This is a genomic window from Modestobacter sp. SYSU DS0290 (assembly GCF_054050955.1).
This window is the reverse complement of record NZ_JBJHAI010000001.1, coordinates 158,519-174,575: the sequence shown is the minus strand read 5'-3', so window position 1 is coordinate 174,575 and position 16,057 is coordinate 158,519. Positions and strand designations below refer to the sequence as shown.

The following is a 16,057-nucleotide window of genomic DNA, read 5'->3' as shown; positions in this document are numbered from 1 at the left end:
CTTCGCGCGTCCGCGGTGGTCGAATGACGGTCGTGCCCGACGAACGCCCGTTGCCCGTCACGGTGGCCGTGCCCACCTTCCGGCGGCCGGACGACCTGCGCGCCCTGCTGCCGGTGCTGCTGGAACAGGCCCGTGCGGTGACCGCCGGGTCCGGTGGCCGGCACCCGGTCGAGGTGCTCGTGGTCGACAACGACCCCGACGGGTCCGCCGCCGCCGTCGCCGCGGCGTGGGCGGCGTCGGGGGTGCGCTACGTGACCGAGCCCCGCCCGGGCATCGCCGCCGTGCGCAACCGCGCGCTGGACGAGGCCGCCGGGTCGGCGCTGCTGGCCTTCATCGACGACGACGAGCTGCCGCAGGACCGCTGGCTGGAGCTGCTGCTGGCGACGTGGGACCGGAGCCGGGCGGCCGCGGTGTCCGGGCGGGTGCTGGCCGAGTACCAGGGCGAACTGGACCCGTGGCTGCGCGCCGGGGAGTTCTTCCGCCGGCGCAGCCTGCCCACCGGCACCGCGATCGGGACCGCCGCCACCGGCAACCTGCTGCTGGACCTCCGTCAGGTCCGCGCGCACGGCGTCCGCTTCGACGCCGGCCTCGGGCTCGGCGGCGCCGAGGACACCCTGTTCAGCCGGTCCCTGGCCCGGGCCGGCGCCGCGATGGTCTGGTGCGACGAGGCCGTCGTCGTGGACCAGGTGCCGGCCGAGCGGATGACCCGGCGCTGGGTGCTGACCCGCGCCTGGAGCCACGGCAACGCGACCACCCTGACCGACCTGCGGCTGGCCGACGGCCGGGCGGACCGGCTGCGGGCACGGGCCCGGGGCTGCGCCCGCGGTGCGACCCGGGTGGCCGGCGGCGCCGCCCGCTGGAGCGCGGGGCTGCTGCTGCGCTCGCCCCGGCACCAGGCCCGGGGGCTGCGCACGCTGTTGCGCGGCGCCGGCATGGTCGGCGGTGCCCTCGGGCTGGTCTACCAGGAGTACGCCCGAGCCGGTGAGCGACGCTGGGCACTGTGGTCGACGGTGCGGGCGTGAGCGCGGCCGGCCGGCTGGTCCACCGCCTCGCCGCGCCCGCGGGGTCGGTCGTCGGCGTCCGCACCGCCGCCCCGCACGTCGTGCTGACCTTCGACGACGGCCCGGAGCCCGGGGGGACCGACCGGGTGCTCGCCGCGCTGGCCCAGCACGGCGCGACGGCGACGTTCTTCGTGCTGCTGACCAGGGTGGCCCGGCACGGGGGACTGCTCGACGAGGTCGTCGCGGCCGGCCACGAGATCGGCCTGCACGGGGTGGACCACCGCCCGCTGCCGGACTTCCGGGCCACCGAGGTCGCGCGGCGCACCCGCGCCGGCCGTGCCGCGCTCGAGGACCGCACGGGCCGCGCCGTCCGGTGGTTCCGCCCGCCCTACGGCCGGCAGACGCCGCAGTCCTGGCTGGCCGTGCGCAGCGCCGGCCTGGTGCCCGTCATGTGGGGGGCCACGACCTGGGACTGGCGGGACGTCCCGCAGGAGGAACGGGTGGCGAAGGCCCTGTCGGGGTCGACCGCCGGTGCCGTCCTGCTGGCGCACGACGGGATCGCCGGCCCGGACGACGGCGTGGACGACGGCCCGCCGCCGGTCGTGGACCGCGGCGATCTCGTCGACCGGGTGCTGCGCGGCCTGGCCCAGCGGTCGCTGTCCGCCCGGTCGCTGGGGGACGCGCTGGCCAGCGGCGACCTGGTGAAGGCGCCCCGGTTCAGCCGCTGAGCGCGCCCGGCCGCTGAGTGTCTCCGGCCGGACGGCCGGCGGTCAGGACCGGCGGGACCGGACGGCCTGCACGGCCTGGCGGTAGGCGGCCAGGTGCGCCCGACCGGTGGCGTCCCAGTCACGGCGGTGCAGGTCCGGCCTCCGGGCCGGTGGCGTCGCCCGGAGTGCCGCCAGGGCGTCCAGCAGGTGCGCACCGGTGAGGCTGCCCCGGTAGCGGTGCACCCAGCCCGGCCCGACCTCCTCCGCCAGCCGCCGGTTGACGGGGTTGTCGGGGACGAGCACCGGGCGGTCCAGGGACAGCGCGGCCAGGACCCCGCCGGAGTTGTGCATCTCCCGGTAGGGGAGCACCACGAGCTCCGCGCCGGTGATCTCGGTGACCAGCTCGGCGTCGTCGAGGAACGTCAGCGCCAGCGAGAGCCGGTCGTCCCGGGCGGCCGCGCTGCGCAGGGCCTCGGCGAGGTCGTCGGTGGAGGGCTGACCGGCGACCCGGAGGGTCAGGCCCTCCGCCGCGGCAGCGGTCTCGGCGAACGCGGCGACCAGACCGTCGACGTTCTTGTACCGGCGGATCAGCCCGACGAAGGCCAGCCGTCCCCGGACCGCCTCCGCCCGCTGGTGCGGGGCGAACCAGTCCCGGTAGTGCCCGTGCACGATCGTCACCACCGGTGCCGGCCCGGCCACCGGCGTCGACTCGTTGAGGGCGATCCGCAGCGCCGTCCGGCGTTCGGCCCAGCGCAGCAGCAGCACCTCCCGCCGGGAGATGCCCTGGGGCAGGTCCAGGTTGTGCACCGTGCGCACCAGCGGGGTGCGGGTGAGGCTCAGCCGGAGCAGCAGCAGCACGAAGAACAGCTGGCGGACCAGCTTCCGGAGCGGCGTCGAACCGGTGACCAGCGTCTCGGGCCAGTGCACGTGGAAGACGTCGTACGAGCCGAACAGCGCCCGGGCCCGGCTGAACGTCCAGAGCTCGACGTCGGGCAGCGCCGCCAGGCTGCGGCCGAGCATCACCAGGTAGGGGTTGGTCGTCGGTCTCGGCTGCGGGAAGGACTGCAGCACCACGAACGGGCCCTGTGGCCGTGACGACACGTTGCTCCTCCGGGTGCCCCCGCGACGGGGGGCGTTGACGGGTGGTCGGGGCCGCCGGGCGGCGACGCGGATCCCGCCAGCGATCCTCCCCGCCGGGGCCGCGCGGGGCTTCCCCCTTCCGGGGGTCTTCCCGTCCGGAACGGGCTGCCCGCCTGCCGCACCGTGCTTGCATGGTCCGGCCTGGGGCGTGTCCCGGTGTGCCCGGGCAGGCCCTATCGCGACGGAGGAGCAGGTGTCAGCACTCCTCCACCCGCCCGGCGACGGCCCCACCGGCCCCGCGGGCCCGGCGGAACCGGCCGGCCCCACCGGCCCGGTCGCCGCGGTGGACGGCCGCGCGCTGGGCGGTCGCGCCGCCCGTGGCGCCGCCGTGGCCCTCACCGCCCAGGGCCTGCGCATCGGCGTGCAGGTGCTGTCCGTCGTCGTCCTCGCCCGGCTCCTCGCACCGCGGGACTACGGCCTGCTGGCGATGGTGATGGCGGTGATCGGCGTCGCGGACGTCTTCCGCGACCTTGGGCTCTCCACGGCGGCGGTGCAGGCGCGGTCGCTCTCGGCGCAGCAGCGCAGCAACCTGTTCTGGATCAACACCGCCGTCGGCCTGCTGCTCAGCGCCACCACCGTCGCCGTGGCGCCCCTGCTGGCGGCCGCCTACGGCCAGCCCGAGCTCACCGACATGGCCCGGGCGCTGGCGCCGGTGTTCCTGCTCAACGGCCTGACCACCCAGTACCGCGCCGACCTGACCCGCCGGCTGCAGTTCGCCCGGCTCGCCGTCGCCGACGTGGCGGCGCCGGTCGTGGCGCTGCTGGCCGCGGTGTCCGCGGCGCTGCTGGGGGCCGGGTACTGGGCCCTGGTCGTGCAGCAGCTGGTGCAGTACCTGGTGGTGATGCTGCTCGTCGTCTCCGCCGGGCGGTGGCTCCCGCGCCGGCCGGACCGGCGGACCGACATGGGGGGGCTGCTCCGCTTCGGCTGGAACATGGTCGGCATCGAGCTGATCGGCTACGCGGGCAAGAACGTCGACTCGCTGCTGATCGGCGGCCGCTTCGGCGCCGGCGCGCTGGGGCTGTACAACCGCGCGTTCCAGCTGCTCATGGTCCCGCTGGGCCAGCTGCGGGCGCCCACCACCCAGGTGGCCCTGCCGGTGCTGTCCTCCCTGCAGGAGGACCCGGAGCGCTACGCGACCTACCTGCGGCGGGGTCAGCTCGCGCTCGGCTACACCCTCGTGGTCGGGATGGGGGCGGTGGCCGGCGCCGCCGACCCGGTGACGGCGGTGTTCCTCGGCCCGCAGTGGGACGAGGTGACCCCGCTGCTGCGGCTGCTCGCGCTCGGGGGCGGGTTCCAGACGCTGGCGTTCGTCGGCTACTGGGTGTACCTGTCCCGCGGCCTGACCGGGCAGCTCGTGCGCTTCTCGCTGTTCGAGACCTCGGTGCGCATCGCGTGCATCGTGGTGGGCAGCGGGTTCGGGCTGACCGGGGTCGCCGCCGGGTTCGCCCTCGCGCCCGCGCTGACCTGGCCGCTGTCCTTCTGGTGGCTGTCGCGGCACGCGCCGATCCCGTTGCCCGCCCTGCTCGCCGGCGGCGCCCGGATCGTGCTGGTGGCCGCGGTGGTCGGCAGCGCCTCCTGGGGGGCCACCCTCGCCGTGCCCGGCCCGCCGGTGGCGGCGCTCGGTGCCGCCGCGGTGGCCGGCGCCGCGGTCCTCCTCCTGCTGGGGCTCGCCCCCGGGCCGTTCCGCGACGACGAGCGCGGGGTGCTGGACATCGCCCGGCTCGCCCTGCGGCGCCGCTCCGCACGCCCCGGCGGCGATCCGGACGGCGGGCGGGGGCCCCGGTGAGCGGAGGGCTGGCCCTGGCCGGCGCGGAGGTGGACTCGCTCGTCCGGATGGCGGCTGCCGCCGCCGTCGCCGTGCTGGGCATGCTCGTGCTCCGCCGGGCGCCCCGGCTGGCCTTCGCCGGCTGGCTGCTCGTGCTCTGCGCGGCGCCGGTGTGGGTCGGGATCCAGGTGGGCGTGTACTTCGAGCCCCAGGTGCTGATGACGCTCGCGGTGCTGGCGGCGCTGTTCCCCCTGCGGCGGGCGCTCCCGGTCCGGCTCTCGGGCGCCGACGTCCTGGTGCTGGGCTTCCTCGGGTCGGCGCTGGTCCCCGTTGCGCTGGGCGGGGCGACGCTGAGTGCGGTCTTCGTGCTGCTGGTGCAGTGGGCGGGCGCCTACGCACTGGGCCGGCTGGTGGTCCACCGGCTGAGCCTGGCCTGGGTGCAGGGCGCGATCGCGGTGGCCTTCTCGGTGGTGGCGGTGCTCGCGCTGGTCGAGTTCGCCGTGCACTGGAACCCGTTCGTCTCCCTGCCGGGCGGTGGCGCGCTGCACGACGCCTGGTCACCCATCCAGGACCGGGGTGGGCTGCCCCGGGCCGAGGGGGCCTTCGGCCACTCGATCGCGCTGGGTGGGAGCCTGGCGCTCGCGCTGCCCATCACGCTGGCGGCGCCGTTCCGGTCCGGCGTCCGGCTCGCCATGGCGCTGCTCATGGCCGCGGCCTGCGCCGGCACCTTCAGCCGGATCGGGCTGGGCACCGCCGCCCTGGGGATCGCCCTGTCGCTGATCGCTGCGCGCACGTCCCTGCCGACCCGGCTGCGGGTGGTGCTGACCGGCGGTCTGGTCGTGGTGGGCGCCGCGGTCGGCCCGCTGCTGAGCCGGGTCTTCGCCGCCGCCGGCGACGAGGCCACCGGGAGCGCCGGCTACCGGCGGGACCTGCTCGAGCTGGTCGGCGGCATCCGGCCGCTGGGCCTGTCCCCGCTCTACGCGCGCTCGCCGACGGGGGAGGTCACCTACGGCGCCTTCCGGTCGATCGACAACAGCCTGCTGCTGCTCGGGCTGACCTACGGCTGGATCCCGCTGGTGTGCCTGCTGCTGGCCCTGCTGCTCGCCGTGGGGGCGGTGCTGTCCCGGCGGGCGACCGCGCCGACGATCGCCCTGGTGGCCCAGGTGCCCGCGCTGGTCTCGGTCGCCCTGATCACCCAGTACTCCGGCTGGCTGTGGTTCGTGGCGGGCCTCGCGGTGGCCAGCCAGGTCCTCACCGCGGGTGACCGCCGGCCGGTGGCGGGCGCGGCGGGCGATGACCCGGCGGGAGCGTCGGCGCGAGCCGGTGAACAGGCCTCACCCGTGCTGGTGAACGGACCTTCCGCCGGCTCCACCGCCGGTTACGTTCGTCGCAGGGAGTGATCGACCGGGTCACGACACGGGGGAGGACGTCATCGTGACGGTGCACGGTCTGGTGACGATCGTGAGGCGGTACCTCCTGGTCCTGGTGGTCTGCACCGCCCTGGGCGGGGGCGGGGCGCTGGCGCTGAGCCTGCTGGCCACGCCGGCGTACACCTCGCAGGCCTCGCTGTTCGTCTCCCTCGAGGCCGCCGGCTCGGCCAACGACCTCGCGCAGGGCTCCACGTTCACCCGCGACCAGATGGCCTCCTACAGCACCCTGGCCACCACGCCGGCGGTGCTGGAGCCGGTGATCGCCGAGCTCGGCCTGGACACCGACGCCCGCGCACTCGCGCGGCAGGTCAGCGCCTCCCCGGCCAACGACACGGTCATCCTGCAGGTCGAGGCGACCTCCGGGTCGGCGACCGAGGCGGCCGGCATCGCCAACGCGGTGGCCGGCCAGCTCTCCCGGGTCATCGAGGAGGTCGCTCCGGCGGGCACCGAGGGCAGGGCGACGGTCCGGGTGACCACCGTCGCGCCGGCGGCGGTCCCGGAGTTCGCGTCCTCGCCGAACACCCGGGTGAACGTCGCGGCCGGCCTGGTGCTGGGCCTCGCGCTCGGCCTGCTGTGCGCCTGGCTGCGCGAGACCCTCGACACCCGGGTGCGCGACCAGGCCGGGCTGGCCAAGGTGACCCAGCTGCCGCTCATCGGCAGCATCGGCGACCTGGCCGGCCACGGCACCCGCCCGGTGGTGGTCCAGGTCGACCCGCACAGCCCGCAGGCGGAGTCCTTCCGCCAGCTCCGGACGAACCTGCAGTTCCTCGGCCTGTCGCCGGACCCGGTCTCCGGTGCCGATGGCGGTCCCCGGACCCTGGTGGTCACCTCGGCCCGGGCGGGCGAGGGCAAGTCGACCGTGGCGGCCAACCTGGCGGTGGCGATGGCCGAGACCGGGGCGCGAGTCCTGCTCGTCGACGCCGACCTCCGCCGGCCGACGGTGGCCGGCCTCCTCGGCCTGGAGGGCGCCGCGGGGCTCACCACGGTGCTCAGCGGCCGGGCCGCCCTGGCCGACGTGGTCCAGCCCTGGGGGCCGATGCGGCTGGACGTGCTCACCTCGGGGACGACCCCGCCGAACCCCACCGAGCTGCTCGGGTCGCCCGCGATGATCAGGCTGCTGGACGAGATGGCCGGCGCCTACGAGTTCGTGGTCCTGGACGCCGCCCCCTTGCTGGCGGTCGCCGACGCGGCGGTGCTCGCCCACCGCACCGACGGCACCGTGCTGGTCGCCAACGTCCGGCAGGCCCGCCGTCCCCAGCTCGCCGAAGCGCTCGAGAACCTGGAGAAGGTCGGCGCCCGGGTGCTCGGCGTGGTCCTCAACGGCGTCCGGCGGGACGAGCAGGTGTACGCCTACCAGCGCCGCCAGGACGACGGCGTCGTCGACGTCATCCCCGATGCACCGCCGTCGTCCCCCCGGCCGGAGGAGCCGGCCGGCCCCGGCCAGCGGGTGGCCGGGGCCGGCCCGGCCCGGCCCGGCGCCGCGCTCCCGGACGCCCGCGTCGGCGCCGGTTCCCGGGGACGGAGCAGCGGGCGGTGAGCCCCGCCGACGGCCAGGGCGCCGCGGCCACGCGCCCCTTCTCGGTGCTGGTGGTCTGCACCGGCAACGTCTGCCGGTCGCCGCTGTACGAGGCGCTGCTGCGTCGCGGACTGGGCGACGGCAGCGACGTGCAGGTGACCAGCGCCGGGGTCCACGCCCGGGTGGGGGACGCGGTCGACCCGCGCATCGCCCGGCTCGTCGACGTCCCGTTCGACGGGTTCGTCGCCCGGCAGGTGACCCGGGACGCCCTGGTCGCCGCCGACCTCGTGCTGACCATGACCAGGGACCAGCGCCAGGCGGTCGTCTCGGCCGTTCCCGCTGCCGTGCGCCGGACCTTCACCGCGCGGGACCTGGCCGACCTCGCGCGCCTCGCGTCCGCCGGCCGGGCGTTCGCGGCGGAGGGCCCGGACTCGCGGCGGCTGCGGGCACTGCTGGCCGCGGTGCCGGCGGTCCGGCCGCTGCGCACCCCGGGCCCCAGCGACATCGAGGACCCCTACGGCCGCGGCGACGAGGCCTACGCACTCGCCGTGCGGGCGGTGCGTGGCGCGGTCGACGACCTGGTGCGCGCGATGCGCGGGGCACCCGCGTCCGTCCCGGCCGGGGACGACGGGGCACTGCCGGACTGAGCCGCCGGCCGGCGTGCGCCGCCCGGCCCGACGAGGTGGCCGTGACGGCTGCCCGCCCGGGCCGCGAGCCCGCCCGGGCCGCGAGCCCGTCCGGGCCGCAGGGGTCAGATCCGGGAGAGGGCGTCGCGCAGGATCGTGCTGGACGTGTGCTCGGTGTAGGGGAAGTAGTGGATGCTCACGCCCACCTCGGCGAACTGCTGCTCGAGGGCGTTCCACTTGGGGGTCCCGCGCCAGTCGTCGCCCACGAACATGACGTCGAAGCCGATCTCCTGCCAGGCGGCGAACTTGTCCATGGAGGTCTGCGCCACGACCCGGTCCACGTGGCGGACGCTCTCCACGATGCGCCGGCGCTCGGCGAAGGGGACCACCGGGGTCTTGCCCTTCACCGCGAGGGACAGCTCGTCGGTGGTGACGCCGACGACGAGCTGGGTGCACTCGGCCCTGGCCCGCTCCAGCAGGTTCAGGTGACCGATGTGGAACAGGTCGTAGACGCCGGTCGTGTAGCCGATGCGATGGCCGCCGCTCATCGCACGATCCCGTGGTCCACGTTCGCCCCGTTCCTCGAATGTCCGGCCGGTGCCCGGGCAGCGTGCACGCCCGGCGCCGGAGCCTGCTGTCGATGCTAGGTCGGCTCAGGTCGCCCGGACCCCTCTCCACCTGCACGTTCACCCGATGGAGCGGGGTGGAGGGCAGGAATGCCGGCGCCGGGGGCACTCCCTCGGGGGAGGCCCGCACCGGCGCCGCCGGGTCGCGTCCGACGAGGCCGGAGCGGCCCCGCGCGCCCCTGGCAGCCGGTCTAACCTGGATGCGGCCCCCGCGCGCGCATCAGGCGCGCCCCGCCACCGGTCGGAGTCCCGGTGACGGCTGAGGCGGGCCGCCGACCCAGGAGTTGCCCCCGTGAGCTTGCGCGGCGTGCTCGACGTCGTCCTGACCGACGCCGGTGTTGCCTCCCTGGTGGGACGGGCCGGCTCTGCCGAGCTGGCCGTCACCGCCCCGCCGGCGGTGCAGCCGCTGGTCGCCGCCGCCCTGGCCGCCGACCGGCCGGGTGCCGGGGTGCCCGTGCTGGTGGTCACCGCGGGGGAGCGCGACGCCGACGCGGTCGCCGCCCAGCTGCGCTGCTTCGTCCCCGACCGCCGGGTCGAGGTGTTCCCCGCCTGGGAGACGCTGCCGCACGAGCGGCTCAGCCCCCGCGCGGACACCGTCGGCCGGCGCCTGGCCGTGCTGCGCGACCTGACGCACCCCGGGGAGAACGGCACGATCGACGTGCTGGTCGCCCCGGTGCGCAGCGTGCTGCAGCCGCTGGCCCCCGGCCTGGGCGACCTGGTGCCGGTGGAGCTGGCACCCGGGCAGACCGCCGACCTCGACGACGTCGCCCGGGCGCTGGCCGACGCCGCCTACACCCGCGTCGAGCTGGTGGAGAAGCGCGGCGAGTTCGCCGTCCGCGGTGGCCTGGTCGACGTCTTCCCGCCCACCGAGCCGCACCCGGTGCGCGTGGAGTTCTGGGGCGACGAGGTCGACGAGCTGCGGTACTTCTCCGCCGCCGACCAGCGCTCCCTGGACGAGCGGCCCGACCGGCTGTGGGCACCGCCGTGCCGGGAGCTGCTGCTCACCGCCGACGTCCGGGCCCGCGCCGCCCAGCTGGCGGTCGACCACCCGGAGCTCGCCGAGGTCGCCGGCAAGCTCGCCGAGGGCATCGCGGTGGAGGGCATGGAGTCGCTCACCCCCGCGCTGATCGGCGACTCCCGGATGGAGCTGCTCACCGACCTCGTCGCCCGCGGCACGCACGTGCTGGTCTGCGACCCCGAGCGGGTGCGCAGCCGCGCCGCGGACCTGGTGCGCACCGCCGAGGAGTTCCTCGCCGCCTCCTGGCAGACCGCCGCGGAGGCCGGGCAGGCGCCGATCGACCTGGGCGCGTCGTCCTTCCGGGACCTGGCCGACGTCGCCGACGCCGCGCGCGGCCGCGGGCTGCCCTGGTGGACGACGGGCGTGTTCACCCTGGCCCCGGACGACGACGATGCGCAGGTGACCCTGGACGCCACCGGCGTCGAGCGGTTCCACGGCGACCAGGAGCGCGCCTTCGACCAGTTCCGCCGGTGGGGCCGCGACGGCTGGCGCACCGTGCTCACCTTCGCCGGCCCGGGCCCCGCCCAGCGCGCCGCCGACCAGCTCACCGAGGCCGACCTGGGCGCCCGGCTGGTGCCGGGCATCGAGACCGCCCCCGAGGCCGGGGCGCCGTTCGTCACCCAGGGCAACCTGGAGACCGGCTTCGCGTTCCCCGGCGTCGGGATCGCGCTGGTCACCGAGGGCGACCTCACCGGCCAGCGGGGCACGTCGATGAAGGACGCCACCAAGATGCCGGCCCGGCGGCGCAACGCCGTCGACCTGGTGCAGCTGCAGCCCGGCGACCTGGTGGTGCACGAGCAGCACGGCATCGGCCGGTACGTGGAGATGGTCAGCCGCACCGTGCACGGCGGGCAGCGCGACTACCTGATCGTCGAGTACGCGCCGGGCAAGCGGAACCAGCCGCCGGACCGGCTGTTCGTGCCGACCGACTCCCTGGACCAGCTCACCCGCTACGTCGGCGGGGAGGCCCCGGCGCTGTCCAAGCTCGGCGGCGCCGACTGGACCAAGACGAAGAACCAGGCGCGCAAGGCGGTCAAGCAGATCGCCGCGGAGCTGATCCGGCTGTACTCGGCCCGGATGGCCACGAAGGGGCACGCCTTCGGCCCGGACACCGTCTGGCAGCGCGAGCTGGAGGACGCCTTCCCCTTCCAGGAGACCCCCGACCAGCTCGCCGCGATCGACGAGGTCAAGGCGGACATGATGAACCCGGTCCCGATGGACCGGATCATCTGCGGCGACGTCGGCTACGGGAAGACCGAGATCGCCGTCCGGGCGGCGTTCAAGGCCGTGCAGGACGGCAAGCAGGTCGCCGTCCTGGTGCCGACGACGCTGCTGGCCAACCAGCACTACAAGACCTTCGCCGAGCGGTTCGCCCAGTTCCCGGTGACCGTCGCCGTCCTGTCGCGCTTCCAGTCGACCGCGGAGTCCAACGAGACGCTGCGCAAGCTGGCCGACGGTGAGATCGACGTCCTGGTCGGCACCCACCGGCTGCTGCAGCCCACCACCCGGTTCAAGGAGCTGGGGCTGGTGATCGTCGACGAGGAGCAGCGCTTCGGCGTCGAGCACAAGGAGTACCTGAAGACGATGCGGACGGCGGTGGACGTGCTGTCGATGTCCGCGACGCCGATCCCGCGCACCCTGGAGATGAGCCTCACCGGCATCCGGGAGATGTCGACGATCCTCACCCCGCCGGAGGAGCGGCACCCGGTGCTCACCTACGTGGGGGCCTGGGACGACAAGCAGATGGCGGCGGCGATCCGCCGGGAGCTGCTGCGCGACGGCCAGGTCTTCGTGATCCACAACCGGGTGCAGTCGATCGACAAGGCCGCGGCGAAGATCCGCACCCTGGTGCCCGAGGCCCGGGTGGCGGTCGGCCACGGGCAGATGAAGGAGCACGAGCTCGAGAGGATCATGGTCGGCTTCTGGGAGAAGGAGTACGACGTCCTGGTCGCCACCACGATCGTCGAGTCGGGGCTGGACATCCCCAACGCCAACACCCTGATCGTCGACCGGGCCGACACCTTCGGCCTCTCCCAGCTGCACCAGATCCGCGGCCGGGTCGGCCGTGGCCGGGAGCGGGCCTACGCCTACTTCACCTACGACCCGTCGCGGCCGCTGACCGAGACCTCGGTCGACCGGCTGACCACCATCGCGCACAACACCGACCTGGGCGCGGGCATGGCGGTGGCGATGAAGGACCTGGAGATCCGCGGCTCGGGCAACCTGCTGGGCGGGGAGCAGTCCGGCCACATCGCCGGCGTCGGCTTCGACCTGTACGTCCGGCTGGTCGGTGAGGCGGTCACCGACTACCGGGCGCAGATCTCCGGCGAGGAGGCGCCCGCCGAGCCGCTGGAGGTCCGGGTCGACCTGCCGGTCGACGCGCACCTGCCGCACGACTACGTCCCCGGCGAGCGGCTGCGGATGGAGGCCTACCGCAAGGTCGCGAGCGTGCAGGACGACGACCAGGCGCAGGCGGTGCTCGACGAGCTCACCGACCGCTACGGTGCCCCGCCGGCGCCGGTGCTCAACCTGCTCGCGGTCGCCCGGTTCCGCGCCGCGATGCGCCGGCTCGGCGTCACCGAGGTGTCGATGCAGGGGCGCAACGTCCGGGTCGGCCCGGTCGACCTGCGGGAGAGCCAGCAGATGAAGCTGGCCCGGCTCGCCGACGGCGCCAGCTACAAGCCCGCCGTCCGGACCGTGTCGCTCAAGGTGCCGGTGGGGCCGGACCGGCGCACCCCGCTGCGCGACGTCGCCCTGCTGGAGAAGCTGCACGCGCTGCTGTCCGCCGTGCTCGAGCCACCGGTGGCCGTCGCCTCCTGACCCACGCCCCGAGCGGAGGGCGACGCAGGTCACACTCCTGTGGGACGCTGCGGCGCGTGACCCCCCGCAGAGCCCTCGCCGTGCTCGCCGCCGGGCTGGTCGCGGTCGCCCCGCTGGCCGGCTGCCGCTCCTCACCCACGGTCGCCGCCTACGTGGGTGAGGAGCAGATCGGCGTCACGGAGCTGGACGACGCCGTCGATTCGCGGCTGGCCGACCCGGCGATCGCCGAGTACGCGGCGGGGGAGCGGGCCGACTACGCGCGGCAGGTGCTGTCCCTGCGCATCGACGAGCAGGTCCACGACGAGGCGGCCCGCCGGCTCGACGTCGAGGTCACCGACGCCGAGGTGCGCGACCGGATCGCCGAGCTGCTCGGCCCCGTCCCGCCCGAGGCCGTGTACGCGCAGGTCGCCGAGCAGCAGGGTGCGACCCCCGAGGACGTGTTCTCCAGCGTCCGCCAGGAGCTGCTGCGCCCCCGGCTGGCGGAGGCCGCCGGGCGGGCCGACCTCTCCGAGGCCGGGCTGCGCGCCCGGTACGAGGAGCTCCGCCCGCAGCTGCAGCAGCTGGCCGTCGGCTTCGTCACCGTGCCCGACCAGGCCACCGCCGACGCGGTGCTCGCCCGGCTGGTGGCCGACCCGGCCGGCTACCCGGCGGTGGCCGCGGAGTTCCCCGGCCAGGGCACGCTGCCCCAGGTGCAGACCACGACGCCCCAGGCGGTGACCGGGCCGCTGGCCGAGGCCTTCGCCGCCACCCCCGCCGGCCAGGGCTTCACCCTGCCGCGGCAGCAGGCCGGCGGGGTGGTCGTCGGGTTCGTCGCGGACCGCACCGAGCCGTCCTTCGCCGACGTCCGCGACCAGCTGGCCGAGCAGGCGCGGCAGGAGGCCGGGGAGCTGGGCGCCGCGGTGGTCGCCGAGGTCCGCGACGACCTGGACCCGGTGGTGAACCCCCGCTACGGGGTCCTCGACGAGGCCCGGGTCGTCACCCTTCCCGACGGCGTGGTCCAGCTCCCGGCCGACGGCGACGCGGTGGCTGCCGGAGACTGAGCGGGTGCCGATCGCCCTGCTGGTCACCGTCAGCCCCCGTCTGCCCGGACTGCTCGCCCCCGCCGGCTGGCGCGCGGTCACCACCGCGCCGCTGGTGCTGGCCCTGCCCGGAGCCGCGGCCACGGCCGCCGCGCTGCGCGCCGAGGGCGAGCCGGTCACCGACGTGGCCGACCCGGCCGAGGCGGCGAGCGCGGCGGCGCCGGTCGCGGACACCGTGCTGCTGGCCACCCCGGAGGAGGCCGCCGGCTGGACGGTGGTGCCACGGGTCGCCGGTGCACCCGAGCCGCCCGGCGCCCGGCTGCTGGACGTCGTCGCCGTGATGGACCGGCTGCGCTCGCCCGGCGGCTGCCCGTGGGACGCCGAGCAGACCCACGCCTCCCTCCGCGGCTACCTGCTCGAGGAGGCGCACGAGGCCTACGACGCGATCGTCGACGAGGACCCGGTCGCGATGCGCGAGGAGCTCGGCGACGTGCTGCTGCAGGTGGCCTTCCACGCCCGGGTCGCCGCGGAGGCCGCCCCGGGCCGGCGCTTCGACGTCGACGACGTCGCCGCCGAGCTGGTCGACAAGCTGGTGCGCCGCCACCCGCACGTCTTCGCCGACGCGGGACCGCGGGACGTGGCGCAGGTCGAGGCCGGCTGGGACGAGATCAAGAAGGCCGAGAAGCAGCGGCGCTCGCCCACCGAGGGCGTCTCCCGCTCGCAGCCGGCGACCTCCTGGGGCGCGGCCCTGGCCGGCCGGGCCGAGCGCGCCGGGCTGCCGACGCCACCGGCCGGGGAGCTGGCCGCCCGGGACACCGACGAGCTCGGCACGCTGCTGCTGGGGCTGGTGGTCGCCGCCCGCCGGCGCGGCTGGGACGCCGAGGACGCGCTGCGCGCCGCCGTCCGCCGGTACGCCGACGAGCTGGACGCAGCAGCGGCCGCCCGGGCAGGGGAGCACCCCGCCGGGTGAGGTGACGCGGCGGGCCGGTGGCGGCCCCCCTAGCGTGGAGGGCTGGCCGAGTTCCCCCGTGCGGAAGGAGTCGCCCCGCGTGCCCACGACACTGCTCGCCGCCGATGACGGCACCGTGACCGAGGCGCTGCCCACCAGCACCTGGCTGCTGCTGGTGGTCGTCGCCGGTGCCGCCCTGGTCGCCTGGCTGATCGCCCTGGCCGTCGGGGTGGTGATCGCCCGGTTCGCCCGCCGCTCGCCGGCGCTGGCCGACCTGTCCCGTCGCGGCCGCCGGCCGTTCCGGCTGTTCTGCGTGCTGCTCGCGGTCACCGTCGTGCTCGACGCGGCGCCCGGGGTGGGCGCCTGGCGGGACGTCGTCGTGCGGGTGCTCGGGCTGGCGCTGATCGGCGTGGCCGCCTGGCTCGTCGCCGCGGGTGCCTTCGTGGTCGAGGACCTGGCGCTGGCCCGCTACGACGTCGACGTCGTGGACAACCGGCACGCCCGCCGGGTGCGCACCCAGGTGACCCTGGTCCGCCGGCTCACCGTGGCGGTGATCGCCGTCCTCGCGGTCGCCGGGATGCTGCTGACCTTCCCCTCCGCCCGGGCCGCCGGCACCAGCATCCTGGCCAGCGCCGGGCTGCTCTCCGTCGTCGCCGGGCTGGCCGCGCAGACCTCACTGGCCAACGTCTTCGCCGGGATGCAACTGGCCTTCACCGACGCCATCCGGGTCGACGACGTGGTGGTCATCGAGGACGAGTGGGGGCGGATCGAGGAGATCACGCTGACCTACGTCGTCGTGCACATCTGGGACGACCGGCGCCTGGTGCTGCCCTCGACCTACTTCACCACCACGCCGTTCCAGAACTGGACCCGCAAGGAGTCCGCCGTCCTCGGGTCGGTGGAGCTCGACGTCGACTGGCGCGTCCCGTTCGACGAGATGCGCACCGAGCTGGTCCGGCTGGTCGAGGGCAACGAGCTGTGGGACGGGCGGGTGCAGGTGCTGCAGGTGACCGACGCCGTCGGCTCGGTGGTGCGGGTCCGGGTGCTGGTCAGCGCCAAGGACGGGCCCACCCTGTTCGACCTGCGCTGCCACGTGCGTGAGGGCCTGGTCGGGTGGCTGCAGCGGGAGCACCCCGACGGGCTCCCGCGGGTGCGCTACGAGGGCGTCGCCGGCCCGCTGACGCCGTCGCCGGCCGCCGGTCCGCCCGCGCCGGACCAGCCGGCCCGACCGGCCCCGTCGCCCACCCGGCCCACCCCGCTCCCGGTGGACGACGGGCAGCGGCCCGCGCCCGCCCCGGGGCCGCAGACCGGCCTGTTCACCGGCAGCATCGAGGCCCTCGAGCGGTCCCGGGCGTTCACCGGTCCCAGCGAGGAGGAGCTGGCCGAGCGCAGCCGCGAGGACGACGAGCGGGCCGAGCGGCGGCCGACGGGGGAGTGACC

Annotated in this window: 12 protein-coding genes; 10 read left to right on the top strand and 2 right to left on the bottom strand. The window is 76.0% G+C overall.

The window, feature by feature from the left end; all coding sequences use genetic code 11:
* Positions 1-32 precede the first annotated feature (32 nt).
* Both ACI795_RS00905 and ACI795_RS00900 read left to right on the top strand, forming a co-directional pair.
* A complete protein-coding gene (locus tag ACI795_RS00905) occupies positions 33-1,022 on the top strand; it encodes a glycosyltransferase family 2 protein (RefSeq protein WP_457073146.1) in 990 nt (329 codons plus the stop codon).
* Positions 1,019-1,729 carry a polysaccharide deacetylase family protein gene (locus ACI795_RS00900; RefSeq protein ID WP_457073144.1) on the top strand — a complete coding sequence of 237 codons (711 nt, stop codon included), beginning with the start codon at positions 1,019-1,021 and terminating at the stop codon, positions 1,727-1,729. The genes ACI795_RS00905 and ACI795_RS00900 overlap by 4 nt, the downstream gene beginning before the upstream one ends.
* A gap of 42 nt (positions 1,730-1,771) precedes the next feature.
* Here ACI795_RS00900 and ACI795_RS00895 read toward each other — a convergent pair whose 3' ends face one another.
* Positions 1,772-2,809: a glycosyltransferase gene (locus ACI795_RS00895; protein ID WP_457073143.1), complete on the bottom strand. Its 1,038-nt coding sequence runs from the start codon at positions 2,807-2,809 to the stop codon at positions 1,772-1,774.
* 232 nt (positions 2,810-3,041) lie between these two features.
* Between ACI795_RS00895 and ACI795_RS00890 the strand changes: the two genes are divergently transcribed.
* The 4 genes from ACI795_RS00890 to ACI795_RS00875 are packed head-to-tail and all read left to right on the top strand — an operon-like array spanning position 3,042 to position 8,206.
* Positions 3,042-4,634, top strand: coding sequence for a lipopolysaccharide biosynthesis protein (locus tag ACI795_RS00890; protein ID WP_457073141.1), 1,593 nt, complete (start codon positions 3,042-3,044; stop codon positions 4,632-4,634).
* Positions 4,631-6,013 carry a hypothetical protein gene (locus ACI795_RS00885; RefSeq protein WP_457073140.1) on the top strand — a complete coding sequence of 461 codons (1,383 nt, stop codon included), beginning with the start codon at positions 4,631-4,633 and terminating at the stop codon, positions 6,011-6,013. The genes ACI795_RS00890 and ACI795_RS00885 overlap by 4 nt, the downstream gene beginning before the upstream one ends.
* Before the next feature lie 52 nt (positions 6,014-6,065).
* A complete protein-coding gene (locus ACI795_RS00880) occupies positions 6,066-7,580 on the top strand; it encodes a polysaccharide biosynthesis tyrosine autokinase (RefSeq protein WP_457073139.1) in 1,515 nt (504 codons plus the stop codon).
* Complete coding sequence (locus ACI795_RS00875) at positions 7,577-8,206, top strand: arsenate reductase/protein-tyrosine-phosphatase family protein (protein WP_457073137.1); 630 nt, start codon at positions 7,577-7,579, stop codon at positions 8,204-8,206. The genes ACI795_RS00880 and ACI795_RS00875 overlap by 4 nt, the downstream gene beginning before the upstream one ends.
* A 104-nt stretch (positions 8,207-8,310) precedes the next feature.
* On the opposite strand, the gene ACI795_RS00870 is transcribed toward ACI795_RS00875, so the two are convergent.
* The gene (locus ACI795_RS00870; RefSeq protein ID WP_457073135.1) at positions 8,311-8,733 is read right to left on the bottom strand and encodes an adenylyltransferase/cytidyltransferase family protein; all 423 of its coding nucleotides are present in this window, start codon (positions 8,731-8,733) and stop codon (positions 8,311-8,313) included.
* A 370-nt stretch (positions 8,734-9,103) separates the two neighbouring features.
* Between ACI795_RS00870 and mfd the strand changes: the two genes are divergently transcribed.
* The 4 genes from mfd (at position 9,104) to ACI795_RS00850 (ending at position 16,055) form a co-directional block, all read left to right on the top strand.
* On the top strand, positions 9,104-12,649 hold the full coding sequence (mfd, locus tag ACI795_RS00865) for a transcription-repair coupling factor (RefSeq protein WP_457073133.1): 3,546 nt from the start codon (positions 9,104-9,106) through the stop codon (positions 12,647-12,649).
* A 56-nt stretch (positions 12,650-12,705) separates the two neighbouring features.
* A complete protein-coding gene (locus ACI795_RS00860) occupies positions 12,706-13,689 on the top strand; it encodes a SurA N-terminal domain-containing protein (RefSeq protein WP_457073131.1) in 984 nt (327 codons plus the stop codon).
* Positions 13,690-13,693: 4 nt separating this feature from the next.
* On the top strand, positions 13,694-14,638 hold the full coding sequence (locus tag ACI795_RS00855) for a MazG family protein (protein WP_457073129.1): 945 nt from the start codon (positions 13,694-13,696) through the stop codon (positions 14,636-14,638).
* 79 nt (positions 14,639-14,717) lie between these two features.
* On the top strand, positions 14,718-16,055 hold the full coding sequence (locus tag ACI795_RS00850) for a mechanosensitive ion channel family protein (protein WP_457073127.1): 1,338 nt from the start codon (positions 14,718-14,720) through the stop codon (positions 16,053-16,055).
* Positions 16,056-16,057 lie beyond the last annotated feature (2 nt).

What these genes read in the sequence shown, in the direction of transcription:
- ACI795_RS00870 (WP_457073135.1), bottom strand. Translation starts at nt 8,733, where the DNA reads ATGAGCGGCGGCCATCGCATCGGCTACACGACCGGCGTCTACGACCTG.